This is a genomic window from Streptomyces sp. 4N509B (assembly GCF_052245655.1).
In the GTDB taxonomy this organism is placed as follows: Bacteria; Actinomycetota; Actinomycetes; order Streptomycetales; family Streptomycetaceae; genus Streptomyces.
In genome coordinates, this window is record NZ_JBQQBZ010000029.1 from 1 (window position 1) to 19146 (window position 19146).

At 74.1% G+C, this 19146-nt stretch carries 17 protein-coding genes; 11 read left to right on the plus strand and 6 right to left on the minus strand.

Annotated elements, in window-relative coordinates:
- The coding region (locus ACTWP5_RS23445; RefSeq protein WP_443223058.1) for a zf-HC2 domain-containing protein at positions 1–1360 on the plus strand (1360 nt) is incomplete at its 5' end.
- Between the two features lie 10 nt (positions 1361–1370).
- On the opposite strand, the gene purU is transcribed toward ACTWP5_RS23445, so the two are convergent.
- The 4 genes from purU to ACTWP5_RS23465 form a co-directional block, all read right to left on the minus strand.
- On the minus strand, positions 1371–2267 hold the full coding sequence (gene purU, locus ACTWP5_RS23450) for a formyltetrahydrofolate deformylase (RefSeq protein WP_443223059.1): 897 nt from the start codon (positions 2265–2267) through the stop codon (positions 1371–1373).
- Positions 2268–2442: 175 nt separating this feature from the next.
- A complete protein-coding gene (locus tag ACTWP5_RS23455) occupies positions 2443–2889 on the minus strand; it encodes an SCO4402 family protein (protein WP_443223060.1) in 447 nt (148 codons plus the stop codon).
- 188 nt (positions 2890–3077) lie between these two features.
- Positions 3078–4841, minus strand: coding sequence for a hypothetical protein (locus ACTWP5_RS23460; RefSeq protein WP_443223061.1), 1764 nt, complete (start codon positions 4839–4841; stop codon positions 3078–3080).
- Between the two features lie 72 nt (positions 4842–4913).
- Positions 4914–6476 (minus strand): transcriptional regulator, encoded by a 1563-nt coding sequence (locus ACTWP5_RS23465; RefSeq protein ID WP_443223062.1) that lies wholly within the window; start codon positions 6474–6476, stop codon positions 4914–4916.
- Between the two features lie 674 nt (positions 6477–7150).
- Between ACTWP5_RS23465 and ACTWP5_RS23470 the strand changes: the two genes are divergently transcribed.
- From ACTWP5_RS23470 to ACTWP5_RS23480, 3 genes are all read left to right on the plus strand, one after another.
- Positions 7151–7780: a bifunctional DNA primase/polymerase gene (locus tag ACTWP5_RS23470; protein ID WP_443223139.1), complete on the plus strand. Its 630-nt coding sequence runs from the start codon at positions 7151–7153 to the stop codon at positions 7778–7780.
- A 134-nt stretch (positions 7781–7914) separates the two neighbouring features.
- On the plus strand, positions 7915–8757 hold the full coding sequence (locus tag ACTWP5_RS23475) for an ABC transporter ATP-binding protein (protein WP_443223063.1): 843 nt from the start codon (positions 7915–7917) through the stop codon (positions 8755–8757).
- 83 nt (positions 8758–8840) lie between these two features.
- Positions 8841–10565: a transporter gene (locus ACTWP5_RS23480; protein WP_443223064.1), complete on the plus strand. Its 1725-nt coding sequence runs from the start codon at positions 8841–8843 to the stop codon at positions 10563–10565.
- A gap of 489 nt (positions 10566–11054) precedes the next feature.
- Here the strand turns inward: ACTWP5_RS23480 and ACTWP5_RS23485 are convergent, their stop codons facing one another.
- Positions 11055–11747 carry a metal-dependent transcriptional regulator gene (locus tag ACTWP5_RS23485; RefSeq protein ID WP_443223065.1) on the minus strand — a complete coding sequence of 231 codons (693 nt, stop codon included), beginning with the start codon at positions 11745–11747 and terminating at the stop codon, positions 11055–11057.
- 122 nt (positions 11748–11869) lie between these two features.
- Between ACTWP5_RS23485 and ACTWP5_RS23490 the strand changes: the two genes are divergently transcribed.
- Positions 11870–12766, plus strand: coding sequence for an SIS domain-containing protein (locus ACTWP5_RS23490; RefSeq protein ID WP_443223066.1), 897 nt, complete (start codon positions 11870–11872; stop codon positions 12764–12766).
- Between the two features lie 394 nt (positions 12767–13160).
- On the opposite strand, the gene pdxH is transcribed toward ACTWP5_RS23490, so the two are convergent.
- Positions 13161–13757 carry a pyridoxamine 5'-phosphate oxidase gene (pdxH, locus tag ACTWP5_RS23495; protein ID WP_443223140.1) on the minus strand — a complete coding sequence of 199 codons (597 nt, stop codon included), beginning with the start codon at positions 13755–13757 and terminating at the stop codon, positions 13161–13163.
- A gap of 472 nt (positions 13758–14229) precedes the next feature.
- On the opposite strand from pdxH, the gene ACTWP5_RS23500 reads away from it, so the two are divergent.
- The 6 genes from ACTWP5_RS23500 to ACTWP5_RS23525 all read left to right on the plus strand — a co-directional run bounded on the left by ACTWP5_RS23500 (position 14230) and on the right by ACTWP5_RS23525 (position 19059).
- A complete protein-coding gene (locus ACTWP5_RS23500) occupies positions 14230–15357 on the plus strand; it encodes a citrate synthase 2 (RefSeq protein WP_443223067.1) in 1128 nt (375 codons plus the stop codon).
- A gap of 10 nt (positions 15358–15367) precedes the next feature.
- Positions 15368–16285, plus strand: coding sequence for a PhzF family phenazine biosynthesis protein (locus ACTWP5_RS23505; protein WP_443223068.1), 918 nt, complete (start codon positions 15368–15370; stop codon positions 16283–16285).
- Between the two features lie 78 nt (positions 16286–16363).
- On the plus strand, positions 16364–16657 hold the full coding sequence (locus ACTWP5_RS23510) for a hypothetical protein (protein WP_443223069.1): 294 nt from the start codon (positions 16364–16366) through the stop codon (positions 16655–16657).
- 135 nt (positions 16658–16792) lie between these two features.
- Positions 16793–17110 (plus strand): hypothetical protein, encoded by a 318-nt coding sequence (locus tag ACTWP5_RS23515; protein WP_443223070.1) that lies wholly within the window; start codon positions 16793–16795, stop codon positions 17108–17110.
- Positions 17111–17121: 11 nt separating this feature from the next.
- Complete coding sequence (locus tag ACTWP5_RS23520) at positions 17122–18312, plus strand: putative T7SS-secreted protein (protein WP_443223071.1); 1191 nt, start codon at positions 17122–17124, stop codon at positions 18310–18312.
- A gap of 15 nt (positions 18313–18327) precedes the next feature.
- Positions 18328–19059 (plus strand): hypothetical protein, encoded by a 732-nt coding sequence (locus tag ACTWP5_RS23525; protein ID WP_443223072.1) that lies wholly within the window; start codon positions 18328–18330, stop codon positions 19057–19059.
- The last annotated feature ends 87 nt before the right edge of the window (positions 19060–19146 follow it).

Genomic DNA, 19146 nt, shown 5'->3' on the forward strand with positions numbered 1-19146 from the left:
CGCCCACCCCACGAGTCCACGGGGCGCGCGGCACCAGGAGCTGATGTCGCTGCTCGGCGCCTGGGCCCTCGCGGCCTGCCAGCCCGAGGAGTCCGAGCGCGTCGAGGCCCACCTCAACGACTGCGCCCCCTGCGCCGACGAGGCCATGCGGCTGCGCGACGCCGCCACCCTGCTGGAGCCGCAGCGCGGGCTCGACCTCGACCACGACCTGCGCCCCCGCGTGCTCGACGCCTGCCTCGCCCGCCGTTCCGCCCGCGTTCCCGTCCCGTCCTGGGCCGCGCCCTACGACGCGGAGGTGGCGCGCCTCGACACGCTGCTGATCGACTTCGCCGCCGACGAGTGGCGCACCCCGGTGACGCTGCGCTGGTACGGCGGCGGCGCGTGGCCCTCCCGCGCCACCACGGTGGCCGGGGTGATCGACCACCTCCACGCGGTCGACGGGCTGCTGGCCCGCGCGGTCGGACTGCCCGACCCCCTCGCGGAGCCCGTCGACCCCGCCGCGTCCGACCCGGACACCGGCCGCGGCCCCGGTCCCGGTCCCGGTACCGGAGAGCCGACCCGCCCGGCGGGGCCGGGGACGACGGCCGGCCCCGGGGAAGGAGCGGGCGGCGAAAGCACGCCGGAAGCCCGCGCGCCCGAGCCGGCACAGGTGCCGTTGGACCCCACGGCCCGCACCCTCGCCCGCTGGTCACGACAGCGGTCCCCCGAGGGCGACGCGACGGCGCGGGACCCGGAGACGGCGACCCGCACGCCGTGGCGGGAGCAGTCGCGCGCCCTGGTGCGGGCGGCGGCCCGGGTGGGCGGGCGCACCGGGGAACGCACCATGTCCCACGCCGCGTACGGCGACCCGGGGCTCTTCACGGCGGACCCCGGCACCGGCGAACTGGCCCTCTCCGACGCCTACCTCGACCGCGCCTTCGCCTGCTGGATCCACGCCATGGACGTCGCGCATGCCGTCAGCTACCCCTACGACCCGCCGCCCGGCGCGCACCTGCGGCTGCTGGTCGACCTCACCGCGCGCCGGCTGCCCGGCAGCGTCGCGCGGCGCCGCCGGGCGGGGCTCGCGCACCTCGCCCGGGGGCTGACGACGGCGGGACGGCCGGGGCGCATCCTTCACCTGGAGGTCGAGGGGTCGGGCGGCGGCGACTTCTACATAGCGCTCGACTCGCCCGCCGCCACGGTCACCCGCGCGGAGGCGCGCGAGGCCGTGGCGCACGTCGCCCTCGACGACGTGCAGTTCTGTCAGCTGGCCTCCGGCCGGATCTCCCCGGAGGAGGCGGCCGAGAGCGCCGGCGTCGTCGGCGACGAGGACGCCGTGCGCGACGTGCTGTTCGCCGCGGCGGACCTCTCCCGCCTGTGAGGGACGGCCGTCAGGCGAAGACGACGGTGCGGCGCCCGTTGAGCAGCACGCGGCGCTCGCTGTGCCACTTCACCGCCCGCGCCAGCGCCTGGCACTCCACGTCGCGCCCGACCGCCACCAGCTGCTGCGGCGTCAGCTCGTGGCCGACCCGCTCCACCTCCTGCTCGATGATCGGGCCCTCGTCCAGCTCCGCCGTCACGTAGTGCGCCGTGGCGCCGATCAGCTTCACGCCCCGGTCGTGCGCTTGGTGGTACGGCCGCGCGCCCTTGAAGCTGGGGAGGAAGGAGTGGTGGATGTTGATGATGCGGCCGGGGAGCCGCTTGCACAGCTCGTCCGAGATGACCTGCATGTACCGGGCCAGAACGACGAGTTCCACGCCCTCGTCCTCGACGATCCGCAGCAGCCGCGCCTCCGCCTCCGGCTTGGTGTCGGCGGTGACGGGGATGTGGTGGAACGGGGTGTCGTAGGAGGCGGCGAGCTCCGCGAAGTCGGTGTGGTTGGAGACCACGGCGGCGATCTCGATGGGGAGGGCGCCGATGCGGGTGCGGAAGAGCAGGTCGTTCAGGCAGTGGCCGAACCTGCTGACCATCAGCAGCACGCGCATCCGGTCCGCGGTGGGGTGCAGCTGCCAGTCCATCTGGAAGGAGTCCCCGATCGCGGTGAAGCTGGCCCGCAGCTTCTCCGCCGTGAGGGAGGGCTCGACGGCCGAGAAGTGCACCCGCATGAAGAACAGACCGGTGTGGCGGTCTCCGAACTGCTGACTGTCCTCGATGTTGCACCCGGTCATGAAGAGGTAGCTCGACACGGCGTGCACGATGCCCGGCTTGTCCGGGCAGGAGAGCGTGAGGATGAACTGCTCGGGAGCCGGGGTCGGGGCCGGGGTCGGTGCGGGGGACGAGGCGGTCATGGCACCAGCCTGGCACACGCGCCGGGGTGCTCGGCACGCGGCGCGGGGGTGCCGCCCGGCCGCCGCGTCGGACCGGGCCGCGCCCGGCGGGACGCCCAGCCCTCGGCGGGGACGCCCAGGCACCCCGGGCCGAACCCGGAACCCGGAACCCGGGGCGAGCCCGGAGCCCGGGGCCTCAGAGCGAGTGGAGCAGGACGGCCAGCTCGTCGAGGGAGCGCGGCGGCGCGTCCGGGTCCTCGCCGTCGTTGAGCGCCAGCCGGACGTGGGCCTCGCGCGCCGCCCGCACCGCCTCGGGCCAGCCGTGGTGCTGGAGGTAGGCGGAGACCGGCGCGTCCGGGCCGACCTGGTGCATGATCCGCAGCACCCGCAGCACCGCGACGTCGACCAGCGCGGCCTCCTGGGAGTCCCGGAAGACGCTGCCGACGTACTTGTCCGCGGACCAGTTGTCCAGCCAGGTGTCCTCGACCAGGCGGTAGACGGCGTCGGTGACGTCGCCGTACCCGGGCACGGCGGCGAGCCAACGCTCCTGGTGGAGGACGGGGTCGGAGAGCATGTGCAGCGCGGAGCGCACATTGGCGCGCCAGCGCCACCACGGGAGGTCGTGAAGCGGCATGCGGACCATGGTGCGCGAACGGCGCCCGTGAGGGAATGGCGCTGCCGTCTGCTGTGGCGAGGCCGACGACTCCGACTCCGACTCCGATTCCGGCGCCGACGCCGACGGCGCGGCCGGCCGCGGGGCGTGGCCCTCCCGCGGGGCCTGCTGCCTTCTCGGCCGCGGGGCCTGCGGCGGCGCTTCCGTGGGCTCCTGGCTCACAGCTGGCTCGCCTCCCGCTCCGGCAGCCCGTGCTCGACGGCGATGGGGTTCCACAGGGAGGCCGCCTCCTCCTTGGCCTGGGTGGCGACCCCGCTGGCCGCGTCCCCGTCGTTGGCGGCGGCGGTGTGGCGGGCCTGGTTGTTGCGGCAGATCTGGCCGCGGCCCTCGCGGACGTCGTCGGCCCAGTCCGCGTAGTGCTCGTCGGCGAGCGCCGACGCCTCCCATGCCTCGGTCAGGGCCGCGCCGAGCGCGTCGCCGTCCGGGAGCTGGTCGATGTTGAGCTCCTCCAGGCGCGCCACGAGGCCGTTGCGCTGGCCGGCGGCGTCCCGCAGGTCCCGCGCGGCCTGGGGCAGGCGCTTGCAGGAACGGATGCTGTCGACGGCGCTGATCACGGCGTCGCGGCTGTCGTTGCTGTCCTCCAGCAGCGCGGAGAGCGCCTCGGCCTGCTGCCGCACGGCCTCCGGGTCGCCCTCCTCGTCCTCCTCGCCGCCCGCGCCTCCGGCGGCGGACTCGCCCTCGCCGCCGCCCTCGCCGCCGGCGTCGGCGCCGCCGGCGTCCCCCTGCTCCTCGGCGGTGGTGTCGGAGTCGGAGCCGCCGCTGCTGAACGCGGCGCCCGCGATGAGGCCGACGAGGGCGCTGACGGCGACGACGGCCACGATCACCGCCGTGGAGACGCGCCGCCGCCCGCCGCCGTCCCCCGCGTCCCCGCCCCGGCCGTGACCGAAGACCGCCGGGGCCACGTCGGGCTCGTCCTGCGGCGTGTGGTGGGAGGCGGACCGGAAGAGGCTGTCGAAGTCGCCGCCGCCCGGGAGGTCGCCCGGGATCCCGGGCATGGCCTGCGTCGACTCGACGCCGCTCTCCGGGCGGATCTGGCCGCCCGCGTGCCGGTGGCGGCCCGCCCGGTGCGACGGGGGCGCGCCGCGCTGCGAGGTGTCCCGTATCGCGCGTATCTGGGTGGTGGACTCGGGGTCGGCCGGGGCCGGCGTGGCGTCGGTGACCGGCGGGATCAGCTGGGTCGCGCCCTCGGGGTCGGCCTGCGTCGGGGGGACGTCGGTGACCGGGGGGATCAGCTGGGTGGCGCCCTCGGAGTCGACGGGCGGCCGCGCGGGGCCGGCGTGCTGGGGGACGGCGCGGATCTGCGTCGTCGACTCGACGTCGCCACCCCCCTGCGGGCCCGGCAGGCCGGGCAGGCCCTGCTGGCCGTGTGGTCCCTGCTGACCATGCGGTCCCTGCTGGCCCGCGTGGCCGACCGGTCCCGCCCCGTCGGCCGGAACGGGCGGGATCAGCTCGGTGGCCGCCTCGTCGGACAGGGCGGGCGGGGTGACCGAACCGGGCGCGGGCGCGTGGCTGGGCATGGGGGGCGTCGGCTGCCGGGGCAGCTCGGGCGCCCCCTGGGCCGGAGCCGGAGCAGGAACAGGAGCAGGGGCCGGCGGCGCGGCGGGCGGCGCCGGCAGCTGCTGCGGCTGCGAAGGCGGCTGCACCTGGGGCGGCGGGGGGACCTGCGCCTGCGGGGGCAGCTGCGGTTGCGGGTGCGACGAGTGGGACGACGGCGACGGCTGGGGCTGCGACGGCTGCTGACCCTGCGCCGGCAGTTGCTGGCCGGGCCCCCAGGGCTGGCCCCACGGCTGCCCCGAGGAGGGTGCCCCCAGGCCGGGGCCGGTCTGCTGCGACTCGTCACGCGGGTTCCACGGCTGGCCACCGTCCGAGGGCAGCACGACGCCCTCGCGTGGTTCCTCGTCCCGACCGCTGTGGCTGTTCACGCGGGTCACGTTAGCGGCTCTGATTGAGAGTCGTCGAACGGCTCAGCGAATGCTGGCCGCGGATCGCGGCGCTCACCCGACGGGCACCGCGCCCGCCCTCGGCTGCCACCGCGCGGTGAAGTCCCTGACGACGGGCTCCCCCTCGTGCGGCGCGAGCCGCGAGGTGAAGTCGGCGAAGTACTCCGCGCCGCGGCCCGACCGCAGGCCCGTCAGGAGCGACGCGGCCTCGCCCGCCGTGTGGCAGGCGTGGTCGAGCTCGCCCTCCTGGAGCTGGCCCGTCGCCATCACCAACAGGCCGATGGCGCGGCGCCTGGCGCGGCCCTGGGGGTGGCCCGCCAGCGCCTCGGCCGCCCGCCGCTGCGCGGCCTGCCCCTGGCCGAGGTCGCGGTGGCAGTGGGCGAGCTCGTCGGCGAGGTACGCCGTGTCGAAGTGGCGGATCCACGCGGGCTCCTCGCCGTCGCTGCCGCCGGCCGCGCCCGCGGCCCGTTCCATGGCGCCCAACGCCGCTCCGGCGGCCCGGCGGCAGGACTCCTTGTCCCCCAGCTGGGCGTGGCCGCGCGCCTCCGCGGCCAGGAACAACGCCTCGGCGCGCGGCGGCACCCGCCCGCGGGTGCCCTCCTGGGCGGCACGGGCCAGCTGGATGACCTCCCGGGGGTTGCCCAGCTCGGCGGCGAGATGGCTCATTCCCGCGGCCAGCACGTACCCGCCGAAGCCACGGTCGCCGGCCGCCTGCGCCAGCCTGAGCGCCTGGATGTAGTACCGCTGGGCGAGCCCCGGCAGTCCGCTGTCGACGGCCATGTACCCGGCGAGCTCGGTCAGGCGGGCCGCGGCGGCGTACAGCTCGCGGCCGACCGGCTCCCGGTAGGCGCCGGACAGGAGGCCGGAGAGAACGGTGTTGAGGTAGTGCACGACGAGGGGGCGCACGTGTCCCGAACCCCAGCGGCGGTCGAGGTCGACCAGCGCCACGATGGTGGCGCGGACCGTGGCCACGTCGGAGGCGCCCACGCGCGGCCCCGAGGAGCGGCCGACCTCCGCGTCGGTCGGAGTGATCAGCCAGTCCCGGCTCGGCTCCACGAGGGCGGCCGGGGCGACGTGCGCGGCGCTGGCGCCGTATGGCCCGCTGAACACCCCGCCGACCAGCGCGAACGGCGCTCCCGGCGCGGCCGGCACCCCGCCCGCCCCCGACGGGCCCGACGTCCCGCCCGAGCCGGCTGCCCCGCCCGGCCCCGCGGGCGCGGGGATGAAGCCGCCGGCACTCTCGTTCTCCCGCCGCGCCACGTCGGACCGCCACAGCTCGGTGGCCTGCTCCAGGCACTCGGCGAGCCCGGCCGCGAAGTGCAGCCCCACGGAGGAGCCGAGCTGGCGCGAGTTGCCCATGCCGATCTCGTCGACCGTGACCGGGCGGCCCAGCTTGCGGCCCAGGGCCTCGGCGATGATGTCCGGCGCCCGGCCACGGGGCTGCTGGCCCCGGATCCACCGCGCCACCGACGTCTTGTCGTAGCGGAAGTCGAGGCCGCGCTCGGCGGCACACATGTTGACGCGGCGGGCCAGCCCCGCGTTGGAGCAGCCGGCCTCCCGGATGAGGGACAGCAGGCGCTCGTTCGGCTGGCGCGCGATCAGCGGTCTGGCGGTCATCGGCGGCACGCCTCCCGACCATGAGGCATCGGGCACAGGGACATTTCGGCAGTCATCAGCTCGCTCCCGACCGGGGACACTCCGCGCTGATGACTGCCCGGTGAGTTCCGGGTCCATCCCATACGCCCCCGTTGATGCACCGATGCGCCCCAGGGTGCGGATGGGGGAGCACGGGATCACCGGGGCAGCATGCGGACCTCTCCGGGCGTGGACGGGCGCGGACGAGCGCGGACGGGCGCGGACGGACGGGGACGGACGGGGACAGGCGTTCGGGAAAACGCTCCGGGAGACGCTCGGCGACGAGCGCTCGGGGTCGACAGGAACGGCAGGAGAATCTCAGGGGAGAAACGTCGCGCGGCCGTGGCCGTAACCCATCTGGCCCAATCCGAGTTGTGTTCGACGTGGAAGAGACCCTCGGCGCCACCCCCGCCCCCTCCCTCGCGGCCCGTCCCGGCATCCCGCCCCGACACACCTTCACCTCGACGATCCCGGCCGCCCGACCAGCGCCGACGCCCCCGTCGGCGCCATCGGTGACCTCACCGGTGGCCGCGCCGGTCGTCTCGGCTGCCGTCCCAGGCGCCACCTCCCGCACCACCGCACGGCCCGTCCCGTCCGTCGCGCACGTCGCCTCCGCCCCACTCGCCCCACCCGCCCCGTCCGGCCCGCCCGTCACGATCAGCGCCGTGGCCGAGCCGCTGCTCGACCACGCGGTGCGGTACGCCCAGGAGCGGCACTGGGAGGTGCTTCCCGGCACCTGGCTCGAGTTCACCGGAGGCGTCCCGCGCTGCTCGTGCGCCGTGCGCGACTGTGACGCTCCGGGTGCGCACCCCGTGCGCCCCGACTGGGCGGCGCAGGCCACGGGGAGCGCCAGCACGGTCCGGCAGCTGTGGACCGCCGAGCCGCGGGCGGCGATCCTGCTGCCGACCGGGCGCACGTTCGACATCCTGGAGGTGCCGGAGTCGGCGGGCTGCCTGGCGCTGGCACGGATGGAGCGCATGGGCACCACGCTCGGTCCGGTCAGCAGCACGCCGTACGGCAGGATGCAGTTCTTCGTGCTGGCGGGCGGCGCCGCTAAGGCCCAGGCCCTGCTGCGGCGGCAGGCCCGGGGGCGGTCCCGGGGACAGGGGCCGGTCGACCTGGTGGCGCGCGGCGAGGGTGGGTACGTGGTGGCGCCGCCCACGCGGATGGGGCCGCGTGGCTCGGCGCAGTGGGTGCGCGAGCCGGCCTCCGCCGCCCGCTGGCTGCCCGACGCGGAGGAGCTGGTGCCGCCGCTGACCTACGCCTGCTCGGTCGACCAACGCTAGGGCCCTTCTGACGCCGGCTGACGCCGGGCCGTGGCCGTGGGGGCGGGTGCCGGGAGCCGGCTCCCGCCACCGCTGCCCGGCTCCTCTCCCCTCTTCCGGGTCCGGGTCCCGGGGCGCCGTCTAGGGTGAGAGCCATGACGGTACCCGGGGACAGCAACACGGCCACCTCTCGCATATCGCCCATCCCACCCGCCCCCGGCCAGGCCGAGCGCCCCGCCGCCGTCCGCGTGCGAGGGCTGTGGAAGCGCTTCGGGGAGCAGGTCGCGGTCTCCGGGATCGACCTGGTGCTCCCCCAGGGGCGCTTCGTCGGCCTGGTCGGCCCCAACGGGGCGGGCAAGACCACGACCCTGTCCATGATCACCGGCCTGCTGCGTCCCGACGCCGGCGAGGTCGAGGTCGCCGGGCACGACGTCTGGCGTGACCCGGTGGCCGTCAAGTCCCGCATCGGGGTGCTGCCCGAGGGCCTGCGCCTCTTCGACCGCCTCAGCGGACGCGAGCTGCTGACGTACCTGGGGCGCCTGCGCGGGCTGCCGGAGGCCGAGGTGGAGCGCCGCGCCGACCAGCTGCTGGACGTGCTCGACCTCTCCTCCGCCCAGAACAAGCTGATCATCGACTACTCGACCGGCATGCGGAAGAAGACGGGACTGGCCGCCGCGCTGCTGCACAACCCCGAGGTCCTCTTCCTCGACGAGCCCTTCGAGGGCGTCGACCCGGTCTCCGCCCAGACGATCAGGGGCGTGCTGGAGCGGTACACCGAGTCGGGCGCCACGGTCGTCTTCTCCAGCCACGTGATGGAGCTCGTCGAGTCGCTGTGCGACTGGGTGGCGGTGATCGCCGCCGGGCGGATCAGAGCCGACGGGCCGCTGGAGGCGGTGCGCGGCGACGCCGACTCGTTGCAGAACGCCTTCCTCGCCCTGGTCGGCGCGCAGGGCAACCCGGCCGGGCAGACCCTCGACTGGTTGGGCGGCGCCCGGTGAGCGCCACCCCGTCCGTCCCCTCGGTCCCACCGCCCGTTCCCCCAACGGGCCCCCCAACGGGCCCGCCGTCGGGCCCGCCACCGGTGCCGCCGGCAGTCCCGCCGGCCAGCGCGCCGCCTCCCGCGTCGCCCGCCGTCGCCGGCGCTGTCGCCCCCGCCGCCGCGACGCCGTTCGCCCTGGCCTCGACGCGGGTCGTGACCGCCACCTTCCTCCGGCTGAAGCTGGCGCTGCTGCGCAACGGGGTGCGGCAGTCCACCGGCCGCTCCGCCGCGTTCATCGGCTCGCTCGTCCTCACCGTGCTGTTCGGCAGCCTCGGGCTGCTGAGCATGGTCGCGCTGCGCGGCTACGCCCACGTCACGGACGTGGCGCTCGCGCTGGTCGCGCTGGTCGCGCTGGCCTGGGCGTTCCTGCCGTTCTTCGTCGGCGGCGTGGACGAGACGCTCGACCCGGGCCGCCTCGCGATGCTGCCGCTGCGCCCCCGTCCGCTCATGGTGGCCCAGCTGACGGCCTCCGTGGTCGGCATGGGGCCGCTCTTCACGCTGCTGCTGATCCTCGGCTCCGCGTTCGCGATCGTCGACGGCACGGCGGGCTGGGTCTGTCTCGCGGTGGCGGTGCCGCTGGTCCTGGTGACCTGCACCACCCTCACCCGCACGCTGGCCACGGCCAACGCCCGCCTGCTGACCAGCCGCCGAGGCCGTGACCTGGCGGTTCTCAGCGGTCTCGTGGTGGGCTTCGGCATCCAGCTGGTCAACCTCGGCGTCTCCCGCCTCTCCGGCGAGGACGGCATCGGGCCCGTCTCGGCGACGGTGGACGTGGTGCGCTGGGTCCCGCCGGTCTCGGCGATCGACGCGGTGCGGGCGGCCGAGGAGGGCGAGACCGGCGTCGTCGTGCTCGGCCTCGGCGGCACGGTGGCGCTGCTCGGCCTGCTGCTGTGGTGGTGGCAGCGCGCGTTGACGCGGCTGATGACGGCGCCCGACTCCTCGACGCTCCAGGCCGCCCCCACCGGCGGCACGCCGCGGCGCGCGGGCCGGAGCCGGGCGAGCGGGCGGCGCGGCGGCCGGCGCGGCCTCGCCGCGCTGCTGCCGCGGGGCCGCACCGGGGTCGTGATGCTGCGGACGCTGCGCTACGGCTGGCGCGACCCGAAGACGAAGATGGGCTGGGCGACGTCGCTGGGCATGGGTGTGCTCCTGCCGGTGGTCTTCGCCGCGCAGGGCAACGACAGCATCTTCCACGCGTGCTGGGGCGCCGGCATGCTCGGCCTGCTGATGTACAACCAGTTCGGGCAGGACTACAGCGCCTTCTGGCTCGTGTCGCAGACCATCAGCTCGCGCCGCGACGCCTTCGAGGAGCTGCGGGGGCGGGCGCTGGCGGTCGGCGTGATCGCCGGGCCCTACACGACGATGGTGGTGCTGCTCTCGGCCGCCGTCTTCGACGCGTGGGACCAGCTGCCCGAGGCGATGGGCATCTCGCTGGCGCTGCTCGGCTCGCTCTTCGGCGTCGGCGCGTTCTCCTCCGCCCGGTACCCGTACTCCATCCCCCAGGACAACCCGATGAAGAACGTGGCCGCCGGGCAGGCGTCGGTCGCGTGGGTCAGCATCCTGTGCGGCTCGCTGGCGGCGGCGGGGCTGACCCTGCCGGTGCTGGGGCTCGGGCTGTGGTGGGGCGGTTCGGACAGCGAGCTGGCGTGGACCGTGCTGCCGTTGGGCGCGGGCTACGGCCTGCTGCTGGCCTACCTCGGATTGCGTCTCGGCGCGGGCGTCACCGCCTCGCGTCTCCCGGAGATCCTCGACGCGGTCAGCCGCTCCTAGCGGCCTGTCGTCCGGAGCCGTCCCGAGGCCAGGGACCGACGCTCCGTCGCGGACGCGCGTTCGATATCGGCGTTTTACCCACGTTTGAGTGATAGGGCGGAATGCGTCGGAGACGGGCGGTATGGGGAGAGAAGGAACGGGAGGGACGCCGGCCCTGATGCTCGGGGCTCCAGGGCCGTGCGGAGAAGAGGGGGGTGGGTGAGAGGTGGGCTGGCCGTACCGACGCCAGGGCGCGGCCGGCCCGCCACCACCCGACCGTCCTTCCGGTGCCTGTCCTCCCGTGCGGTCGCCCGGCGCCTGTCGCCCGATGCCTGTCGCCCGATGCCCGTCGCCCCGGAACGGCCGGGCGCCCGTCTGCCGCCCCTCGTCGCTGCGCTGCACGCCGACGGCTCCGTCCGCCGTCGTGGCCGTCCGCCGTGGCCGCCCTCGCCGTCGTCGCCGTGCGACGCGGCGGGCCCCGCCGGGCGTGGCGGCCGGGCCCGGCCGCGCTCAGCCCTTGGCGACGAAGACGTGCATGGCGACCTCGGGATCGAGCTCGGCCGCCTCACCGCCACTGCCGACCTGCACCCCGCCCCCGACACCGGGCGTGACGCTCACCGACGCACCGGGCTGTACCCCGGCCCGCCGCAGCGTCTGCATCACCTGCGAGTCGGTCTGGATCGGCTCGCCGATCCGGCGGACGATCACCGTCTTGCCCCCGTCGGAGGCGAGGTCGGAGAGCGCGACCATGCCCTCGTCGAGGAACGGGTCGGGCTCGCTCGTCTCCCCCAGCTCCGCCAGGGCGGGAATGGGATTCCCGTACGGCGACTCCGTGGGGTGGTTCAGCAGCTCCAGGACACGGCGCTCGACCGCGTCACTCATGACGTGCTCCCAGCGGCACGCCTCGGCGTGCACGTGCTCCCACTCGAGGCCGATGACGTCGACGAGGAGGCACTCGGCCAGCCGGTGCTTGCGCATCACCCGCTCCGCCAGGCGCCGCCCCTGCTCCGTCAGCTCCAGATGACGGTCCCCCGCCACGACCAGCAGCCCGTCGCGCTCCATGCGGGCCACGGTCTGGCTGACGGTGGGACCACTCTGCTCCAGCCGCTCCGCGATGCGCGCCCGCATCGGGACCACCCCTTCTTCCTCCAGCTCCAGGACGGTGCGGAGGTACATCTCGGTGGTGTCGATGAGTCCGGACATGAAAGCCCCTAGATTCTCGTGCGGTGGCCCTTGTCCAATTGTGACCCACGCCAGTGACAATCGTTCCCGCCCGGCGACGTCGGCGGTGACGGGTTTGGAGGGTAGCGGGTTTGGACGCGGCGATGACAGGAACGGCCGAGCCGGAAGAGGCCCCGGGGACGGCCGCGACGACGGCCGCCCCGACAGCCGGGGCGGACGCCGAAACGACACGGCGAGCGGGCTCGGACCCCGCCTCGGGCTCCACGCCGGACCCCGCAGAAGGCCCCGCGGCCGGCTCCGCGCCCGCCGACCGGTACCTGGAGGCGGCCGTCGGCCTGCTCCAACGGGCCAGGCAGACGCAGGCGGCCACGCTGGCACGCGCCGGCGCCCTCGTCGCCGACACCGTCGCGGGCGGCGGCGCGCTCTTCGCCCACGGCGCCGGCCACTCCTCCCTCGCCGCCCAGGACCTCGTCTACCGGTCCGGCGGCCTGGCCCTGGTCAACCTGCTCGCCGTGCCCGGCGCCACCGGCGTCGACGCGGTGCCCGCCCCGTTCGGCAGCGCGCTGGAGCGGGTCAGCGGCCTGGCCCGCGCCGCCCTCGACACCAGCCCCGCCCGCGCCGGCGACCTGCTGTTCGTGGTCTCCCTCTCCGGCCGCAACGCGCTGCCCGTCGAGATGGCCTCCCACGCAAGGGCCCTGGGCCTGACCGTGATCGGCGTCACCTCACTCGCCTACGCCCGGCGGTACGGGGCGACGCTGCGCGAGCACTGTGACCTGGTGCTCGACACCGGGATCGCCGTCGGGGACGCCGAGCTCACCGACGACCGTGTGGCCGCGCCGTTCGCTCCCGCCTCGACGGTGGTGGCCGCCGCCCTGCTCCAGGCCACGGTCGCGCAGGCCGTCGGCGAGCTGGCCGACCGCGGCGTCGAGCCTCCGCTGCTGCGCTCGGGCAACGTCGACGGCGGCGCCGCGTGGAACGAACGGGTCCACGCCGCGGCGGCCGACCGCGTCTACTGGCGCCACCCTCCCCGCCCCGCCTGAGCCCGCCACCCGCCGGGGCGAAAAAGGGTTGTGTCGAGCCGACACCGGCGCCTAGCGTATTGAGCACACGAGAAGGGAGGTGGTTCGGCAGATGATTGACTACCGGACGCGTGAGGTGGCTGCGGCCTAGCGGTCGTCGCCCCACTGCACGTGGAGCCGGCACCGCCGGCCAATCCCAAGCAGTCACCCGATCCGCGGGCCGCCGGTGACGTCCGGCCGGCTCCCCGGGCGCCCAGCGCCCCGGGGAACCAGGTCCGCGGGTCGTTTCTTTTTGGGGCGCCCTCTCTTCGTGCGCCCCTCCTTTTGTATGTGCTCCTTTTGTGTGTGCCCTCGTCCCGCCCGCGCCGCCAGAGCCTCCGCGCCAGGACCGATACGGACGGCGGGCCAGGGACCGCTACGGGCAGAGCCGCTCGACCGTCCAGCCCGCGCCCTCGCGGACGTACCGCAGCCTGTCGTGCAGCCGGTTCTGCCGGCCCTGCCAGAACTCCACGGTCTCCGGCACCACCCGGTACCCACCCCACTGCGGGGGCGCCGGCACGTCCTCCTCCTCCGGATACCGCTCGGCCAGCTCGGCGTACATCCGGTCCAGCTCCGCCCGCGACGCCACCTTCGAGGACTGCTCGCTGGCCCAGGCTCCCAGCTGCGAGCCGTGCGGCCTGGTCCTGAAGTACGCCACGGTCTCGTCCCTGCCGGTGCGCCCGGCCGTGCCGGAGACGATCACCTGCCGCGAGATCCCGTGCCAGGGGAAGAGGAGCGAGACGTGGGGGTTCGCCTCGATCTCGCGCCCCTTGCGCGAGCCGTAGTTCGTGAAGAAGACGAACCCGCGCGGGTCGACCTGCTTCAGCAGCACGGTGCGGGAGCTGGGACGGCCCTGGGTGTCGGCGGACGAGAGGACCATCGCGTTCGGCTCGTGCAGGCCACTGGCGGCGGCCTCCTTGTACCACTCCTCGAACTGCGTGAACGGGTCGGGAGCGAGGTCCTTCTCGTCCAGGCCAGCCTCGACGTACCGGGCGCGCGTGACGGCGGGGTCGAGCTGGCGAGCGGGAGCGTCGGACCGCTCAGGTGGGCCGTCGCCGCGGGAGGCGCGGGAGTCGCTTCGGGGATCGCTTTGGTGGTCGCTTCGGCGGTCGCTTCGGGGAGGGGTGCTGTCGGCGTGGGACACGCGCCATATCTTGCAACACCCGACTGACACTCGGGGCTCGCGAGGGGCTTTTGTCCCGTGCTCTGTACCTTGTGTGTGTCGTGCGGGAACCCCGTGGCCACCTGACGTCCCCGCCGGGCCCCCGCCGGGGACGCCACCGGCGCTGACGCGGACCGCCCCCGCGGCGGGCTGGCGGACGGCGGACAGGAGAAACGACACGGCGAAGGCCGGACGGGCGGAGCCGGACGGCGGAGGGGGGAGACGGCCGTCCGGAACCCGGGGATATGGTGACGCCGCCACCCGATCCAACGAGGAGCCACCCATGTCCGACATCCCCGACGCCCCCGGCACCGCTCCCGGCTTCGTCGCCGGCCTGGAGGGCGTGGTCGCCTTCGAGACCGAGATCGCCGAGCCCGACCGGGAGGGTGGCGCCCTGCGCTACCGGGGCGTGGACATCGAGGACCTCGTGGGCCGCGTCTCGTTCGGCCGGGTCTGGGGCCTGCTGGTGGACGGCGCCTTCGCGCCCGGCCTGCCGCCCGCCGAACCGTTTCCCCTCCCCGTTCACACCGGTGACGTCCGGGTCGACGTGCAGGCCGCCCTCGCCATGCTCGCCCCCGCCTGGGGCCTGCGACCGCTCCTCGACATCGACGCCACCCAGGCGCGCGAGGACCTGGCGCGGGCCGCCGTCATGGCGTTGAGCTACGTCGCCCAGTCCGCCCGCGACCCCGCCCTGCCCCGCGTGCCGCAGCGCGAGATCGACAAGGCCGACACCATCGTCGAACGCTTCATGCGCCGCTGGCGCGGCGAGCCCGACCCGCGGCACGTCGCCGCCGTGGACGCGTACTGGACCTCCGCCGCCGAGCACGGCATGAACGCCTCCACCTTCACCGCCCGCGTCATCGCCTCCACCGGCGCGGACGTCGCCGCCGCCCTCTCCGGCGCGGTCGGCGCCATGTCGGGCCCGCTCCACGGCGGCGCGCCCTCCCGCGTGCTCGGCATGATCGAGGAGGTGGAACGGACCGGCGACGCGACGGCCTACGTCCGACGCGCCCTCGACGCGGGCGAGCGCCTGATGGGCTTCGGCCACCGCGTCTACCGCGCCGAGGACCCGCGCGCCCGGGTGCTGCGGCGCACGGCGCGGGAGCTGGGCGCGCCGCGCTACGAGGTCGCCGTCGCGCTCGAACAGGCCGCGTTGGAGGAGCTGCGGGCGCGGCGGCCCGACCGGGTGCTGGCCACGAACGTCGAGTTCTGGGCCGCGATCGTCCTCGACTTCGCGGAGGTCCCCGCGGACATGTTCACGGCGATGTTCACGTGTGCGCGGTCCGCGGGGTGGTCGGCCCACATCCTGGAGCAGAAACGTACCGGCCGCCTGGTGCGACCCTCCGCCCGCTACGTCGGCCCGCCGGCGCGCCCGCTGAAATCCGTTGCCGCCGACGGCGACCCGGCCTAGCGTGCCTGGCGTGGAGTACTCCTTCTTCCTCGTCGACGTCTTCACCGAGCGGCGTTTCGGTGGCAACCAGCTCGCCGTCCTGACCGACGCGCGCGGCCTGACGACCGAGACCATGCAGGCCATCGCCCGCGAGTTCAACTTCTCCGAGACCACCTTCGTCCTCCCACCCGAGGGTGAGGGCGAGGGCGGGCCCGGCGGAGCCGGCGACGGGGAGGCGCCGGTACCGGAACGGCGGCTGCGGATCTTCACGCCCGCCAGCGAGCTGCCGTTCGCCGGCCACCCGACGGTGGGCACGGCCGCGGTGCTCGCCGCGACCGAGGAGGAGGTCCGCTCGGCCGGCCGTCTCGTGCTGCGGGAGGGCGTCGGCCCCGTCCCCGTCGAGATCGACGGCACCTTCGCCCGTTTCACGGTGACCGCCCCCTACCTGGCGCCGGACGACGGCCGCGAACCGTCGCGCGCCGACGTGGCCGCCGCGCTCGCCCTCCCCGACGGCGAGAGCGGGATCGTCGACACCTGGTATGGCGGCGTCGGCGTCGGCTTCTGCTTCGTGCGGCTCGCCGACGCCGAGGCCGTGGACCGGATCGTCGTCGACCGGGCGGCCTGGGCGGCGGGCGTGGCCAGGGGCTGGTCCCCCGACCTGTACGTCTTCGCCCCTGACGCTGACGGGGAGCACGTCAACGCCCGGTCCTTCCCGTTGGCCATGGGCATCGACGAGGACCCGGCCACCGGCGCCGCGAGCGCGGGCCTCGTCGCGAGCCTCGCCGTGCGCGAGGGCCTGGCCAACCCGTCGCTCCTGATCGAGCAGGGCGTGCGGATGGGCCGCCCGAGCCTGATCGAGGCGACGGCGCACACCGAGGGCGGGCGCCTGACGGGTGCCTCCGTCGGTGGCCATTCCGTCATCGTCGGAAACGGAACGATCTCCGTGTGACGGCCTTACGATGGCCCCTCGTGTGAGGCGTGTGAGGGCTCAGCCCAGTGGCTGAGGGGCTGTCAGGGGAGCGTGACGGTGACACGACCGGTGGTGCTGCGTCGGCTCGACCCGTCGATCGTCGGGGCGGAGCCGTGTCCGAGTTGCCGCGTCCGCGTCGTGAAGCTCCCGGGGCTCACCCACCCGTTGTGTCTGCACTGCTTCGCCGCCGAACGACTCCCCTACGAACGCCAGTCGGCGGCCGCCACCCTGTACGTCACGGCGTGCGTCGCCGGACCGCAGTGCCCTGCCTGCGGCAGCACCCGCGTGGACGCGGACGGCGCGCTGTGGTGGTGCGAGGGCTGCGGCCTGTGCACGCGGGTGGCCGAGTAGCCCCTTCCGGTCAACGGTGAGCGTTGGCCAAAATACGTCACCTTCCGCCGTATTGTCGTTACCTCTGGCTATGCTGTGACAGTTGGTGTCTGACCGTGATCTGGGGGACGTTCGCGATCCAGGGGGTGGGCCACGGTGAGTGGAAGCGATCTGTACATAGACGGGGAGATGCTCGCGCGGGTGCGGCAGAACCTGCGGCACATCACGGACATCCTCGAAGACCCCATGGAGAAGATCCGGGAGGTCGGGGCCGAGGACGCCGGAGTCGACGAACTGTCCGACCGGCTGGGCGAGTTCGGCGAGGAGTGGGACTACGGCATCGGCAAGATCAACGAGTACGCGGGCGGCGCCGCCGACACGTTACAGAACGTCGAGCAGGCCTTCGACGACCTGGACCTGAGCCTGGCGCAGGCGCTCCAGGACGCCCGGTCCGGCTCCGGCTCCGGTTCCTGAGGGGGGCATCCATGTCATTCCGAAGCCAGCCACGGTTGGAGGAGTTCCCGGCTCTCGGGTTCGTCCCCTGCCCCGGCCGCCAGGAGTCGATGGACTCCGTCGCGCAGACGTTCAGCGACACCGCCGACGTCCTGGCCGAGGTCAACGCGGTCCTGACCGGAGCCGACGACGGCGAGTGGCGCGGCGAGACCGCCCGCGCCTTCCGTCAGATGCTCCGCGAGGACTTCCAGCCCAAGGTGGAGAACGCCTGGCAGTCCTTCAGCGACGCCTACCGCGCCATGTCCGACTGGGTGCTCGACATGGAGGACTTCCAGCGACGCGCCGACAACCTGGAGGAGGAGGCCGCCACCGCCCTCGAAGAGGTCCAGATCGCCCAGGCGGCCGTGGACGGACTGCCGGCCGAGTCCGAGGGCTCGGACGACGAGGACCGCGAGGAGACGGAAGGCGGCGAGTCCCCCGAGGAACGCAGGGAACGACTGGAGGGCACGCTCTCCCTCGCCGACGGCGCCCTGGAGGACGTCCGCCAACGGGCTCGCAACCTCCAGGACGACTACAACGAGGCGGGCCGGGACACCGCCGAACGCCTGCGCAACGCGATGGACCTGGCACCGAACGAGCCGGGCTGGCTGTCCTCCGCGATCGACGGCTTCGGCGACTTCATGCAGGGCATCGGCGACTGGGTCGACGAGATCAGCTCGGGGCTGATCGACGTCCTCACCCAACTGGCGCCGATCCTGGCGAAGATCGGCGAGATCGCGGGCCTGGCCAGCTTCGTCGTCGGCCTGTTCGCGCTGGTTCCCGGGCTGCAGTTCCTGGCTCCGGTGGCGCTGTGGCTGGGTGTCGTATCCCTCGGTGCCACCTACCTCGCGACGGTCGGTGAGACGGGAAGCTGGACACAGGCGCTCACCAACCCCGACGTCATCGTGGCGGCAGCCGGTCTGGCCATGGGTCTGGGGGCCGCGCGCGTCATCCGTTCGATGACGAGTTCAGGGGTGATCACGCAGGGCGCCCTGGGCGGCGTCATGCCCAACGCCGCCAACATCATGTCCCAGGGTGACGACGTGATGAACTTCGTGCTCGTCGCCAACGTGCACACCTCGTGGACCTTCGCGAACGACCTCACGAGTAACTTCCAGGCGGCGATGGACTTCCGACCGCACGAGGGCTGGCACCTCGACAACTCCCCCGTCGCGTCCGAGTGAGCTGGTGGCAGAACCATGGACGTCAGGAACACCGACCACACCGCGGCGAACGCCACGAGCCAGAAGGAGGGCCAGGAGAGTGAGACGAGCCAGGAACACATCTTCGGAGGTGGCCCACCGGCCCGCCTCTACGTTCCCTCTGACTGGTTCGACTTCCTGAGCGACGGCGAGGACGTCGACGCCGCCCGGCGGCGCTACGAGACTCTGATCGGCCGTGTCTTTCCCAGCGCGACGGCCGATCAGCGACAGGAGATCATCAAGGGCCTGATGCTGTGGCGCGAACAGATGTGGTCCAAGGGAATGCTCTCCCACGGCATCGTCAACGTGCCGGCCAACGGCACCGAGCCGCCGATCTTCTGGAATGTCTTCGCAATCGCCATGAAGCTGCCGGCTGCCAGCCCCGAGCTGAACTCAACCTCCCTGCTCAGTCAGTTGATCGGCCACTCCGATCTCTCGTTCGCGCGGCACGTCGAAACCTTTCCAACGGATATGGGTGTCGGCCTCGGCCTGTTCGGGCGACAAGCGACTCCTCAGCTGGGCACGGCCTCGGCGTCACCACAGGACGACGACGTCAACCGACAACAGCACGGCATCGCGGCTGCCTTGTCCTATACGCCGGGCGCCGAGTACGGTCTGGCCGTGGTCGGCGTGAGCATGGATCCGGAACAGGACCAGGACGTCGGTAGGCTGGTCGCGCTCATTGCTGGACGATCGACGTTCGTAACCCCCGAGACAGAGGACGCGTGAGCATGTCCAGAGGGAGCACGCAGCAGGAGAAGGTACGACCGGGGACACCCCGCCAGGAACTTCCGCCGCGTGTTCGCCGGCAGCTCA

Coding starts and splice junctions, on each gene's coding strand:
- purU (WP_443223059.1), bottom strand. CDS start 2,267: ATGACCGCCTCGTCCCCCGCACCGACCCCGGCCCCGACCCCGGCTCCC.
- ACTWP5_RS23455 (WP_443223060.1), bottom strand. CDS start 2,889: ATGGTCCGCATGCCGCTTCACGACCTCCCGTGGTGGCGCTGGCGCGCC.
- ACTWP5_RS23465 (WP_443223062.1), bottom strand. CDS start 6,476: ATGACCGCCAGACCGCTGATCGCGCGCCAGCCGAACGAGCGCCTGCTG.
- ACTWP5_RS23475 (WP_443223063.1), top strand. CDS start 7,915: ATGACGGTACCCGGGGACAGCAACACGGCCACCTCTCGCATATCGCCC.
- ACTWP5_RS23485 (WP_443223065.1), bottom strand. CDS start 11,747: ATGTCCGGACTCATCGACACCACCGAGATGTACCTCCGCACCGTCCTG.
- ACTWP5_RS23490 (WP_443223066.1), top strand. CDS start 11,870: ATGACAGGAACGGCCGAGCCGGAAGAGGCCCCGGGGACGGCCGCGACG.
- ACTWP5_RS23500 (WP_443223067.1), top strand. CDS start 14,230: ATGTCCGACATCCCCGACGCCCCCGGCACCGCTCCCGGCTTCGTCGCC.
- ACTWP5_RS23520 (WP_443223071.1), top strand. CDS start 17,122: ATGTCATTCCGAAGCCAGCCACGGTTGGAGGAGTTCCCGGCTCTCGGG.
- ACTWP5_RS23525 (WP_443223072.1), top strand. CDS start 18,328: ATGGACGTCAGGAACACCGACCACACCGCGGCGAACGCCACGAGCCAG.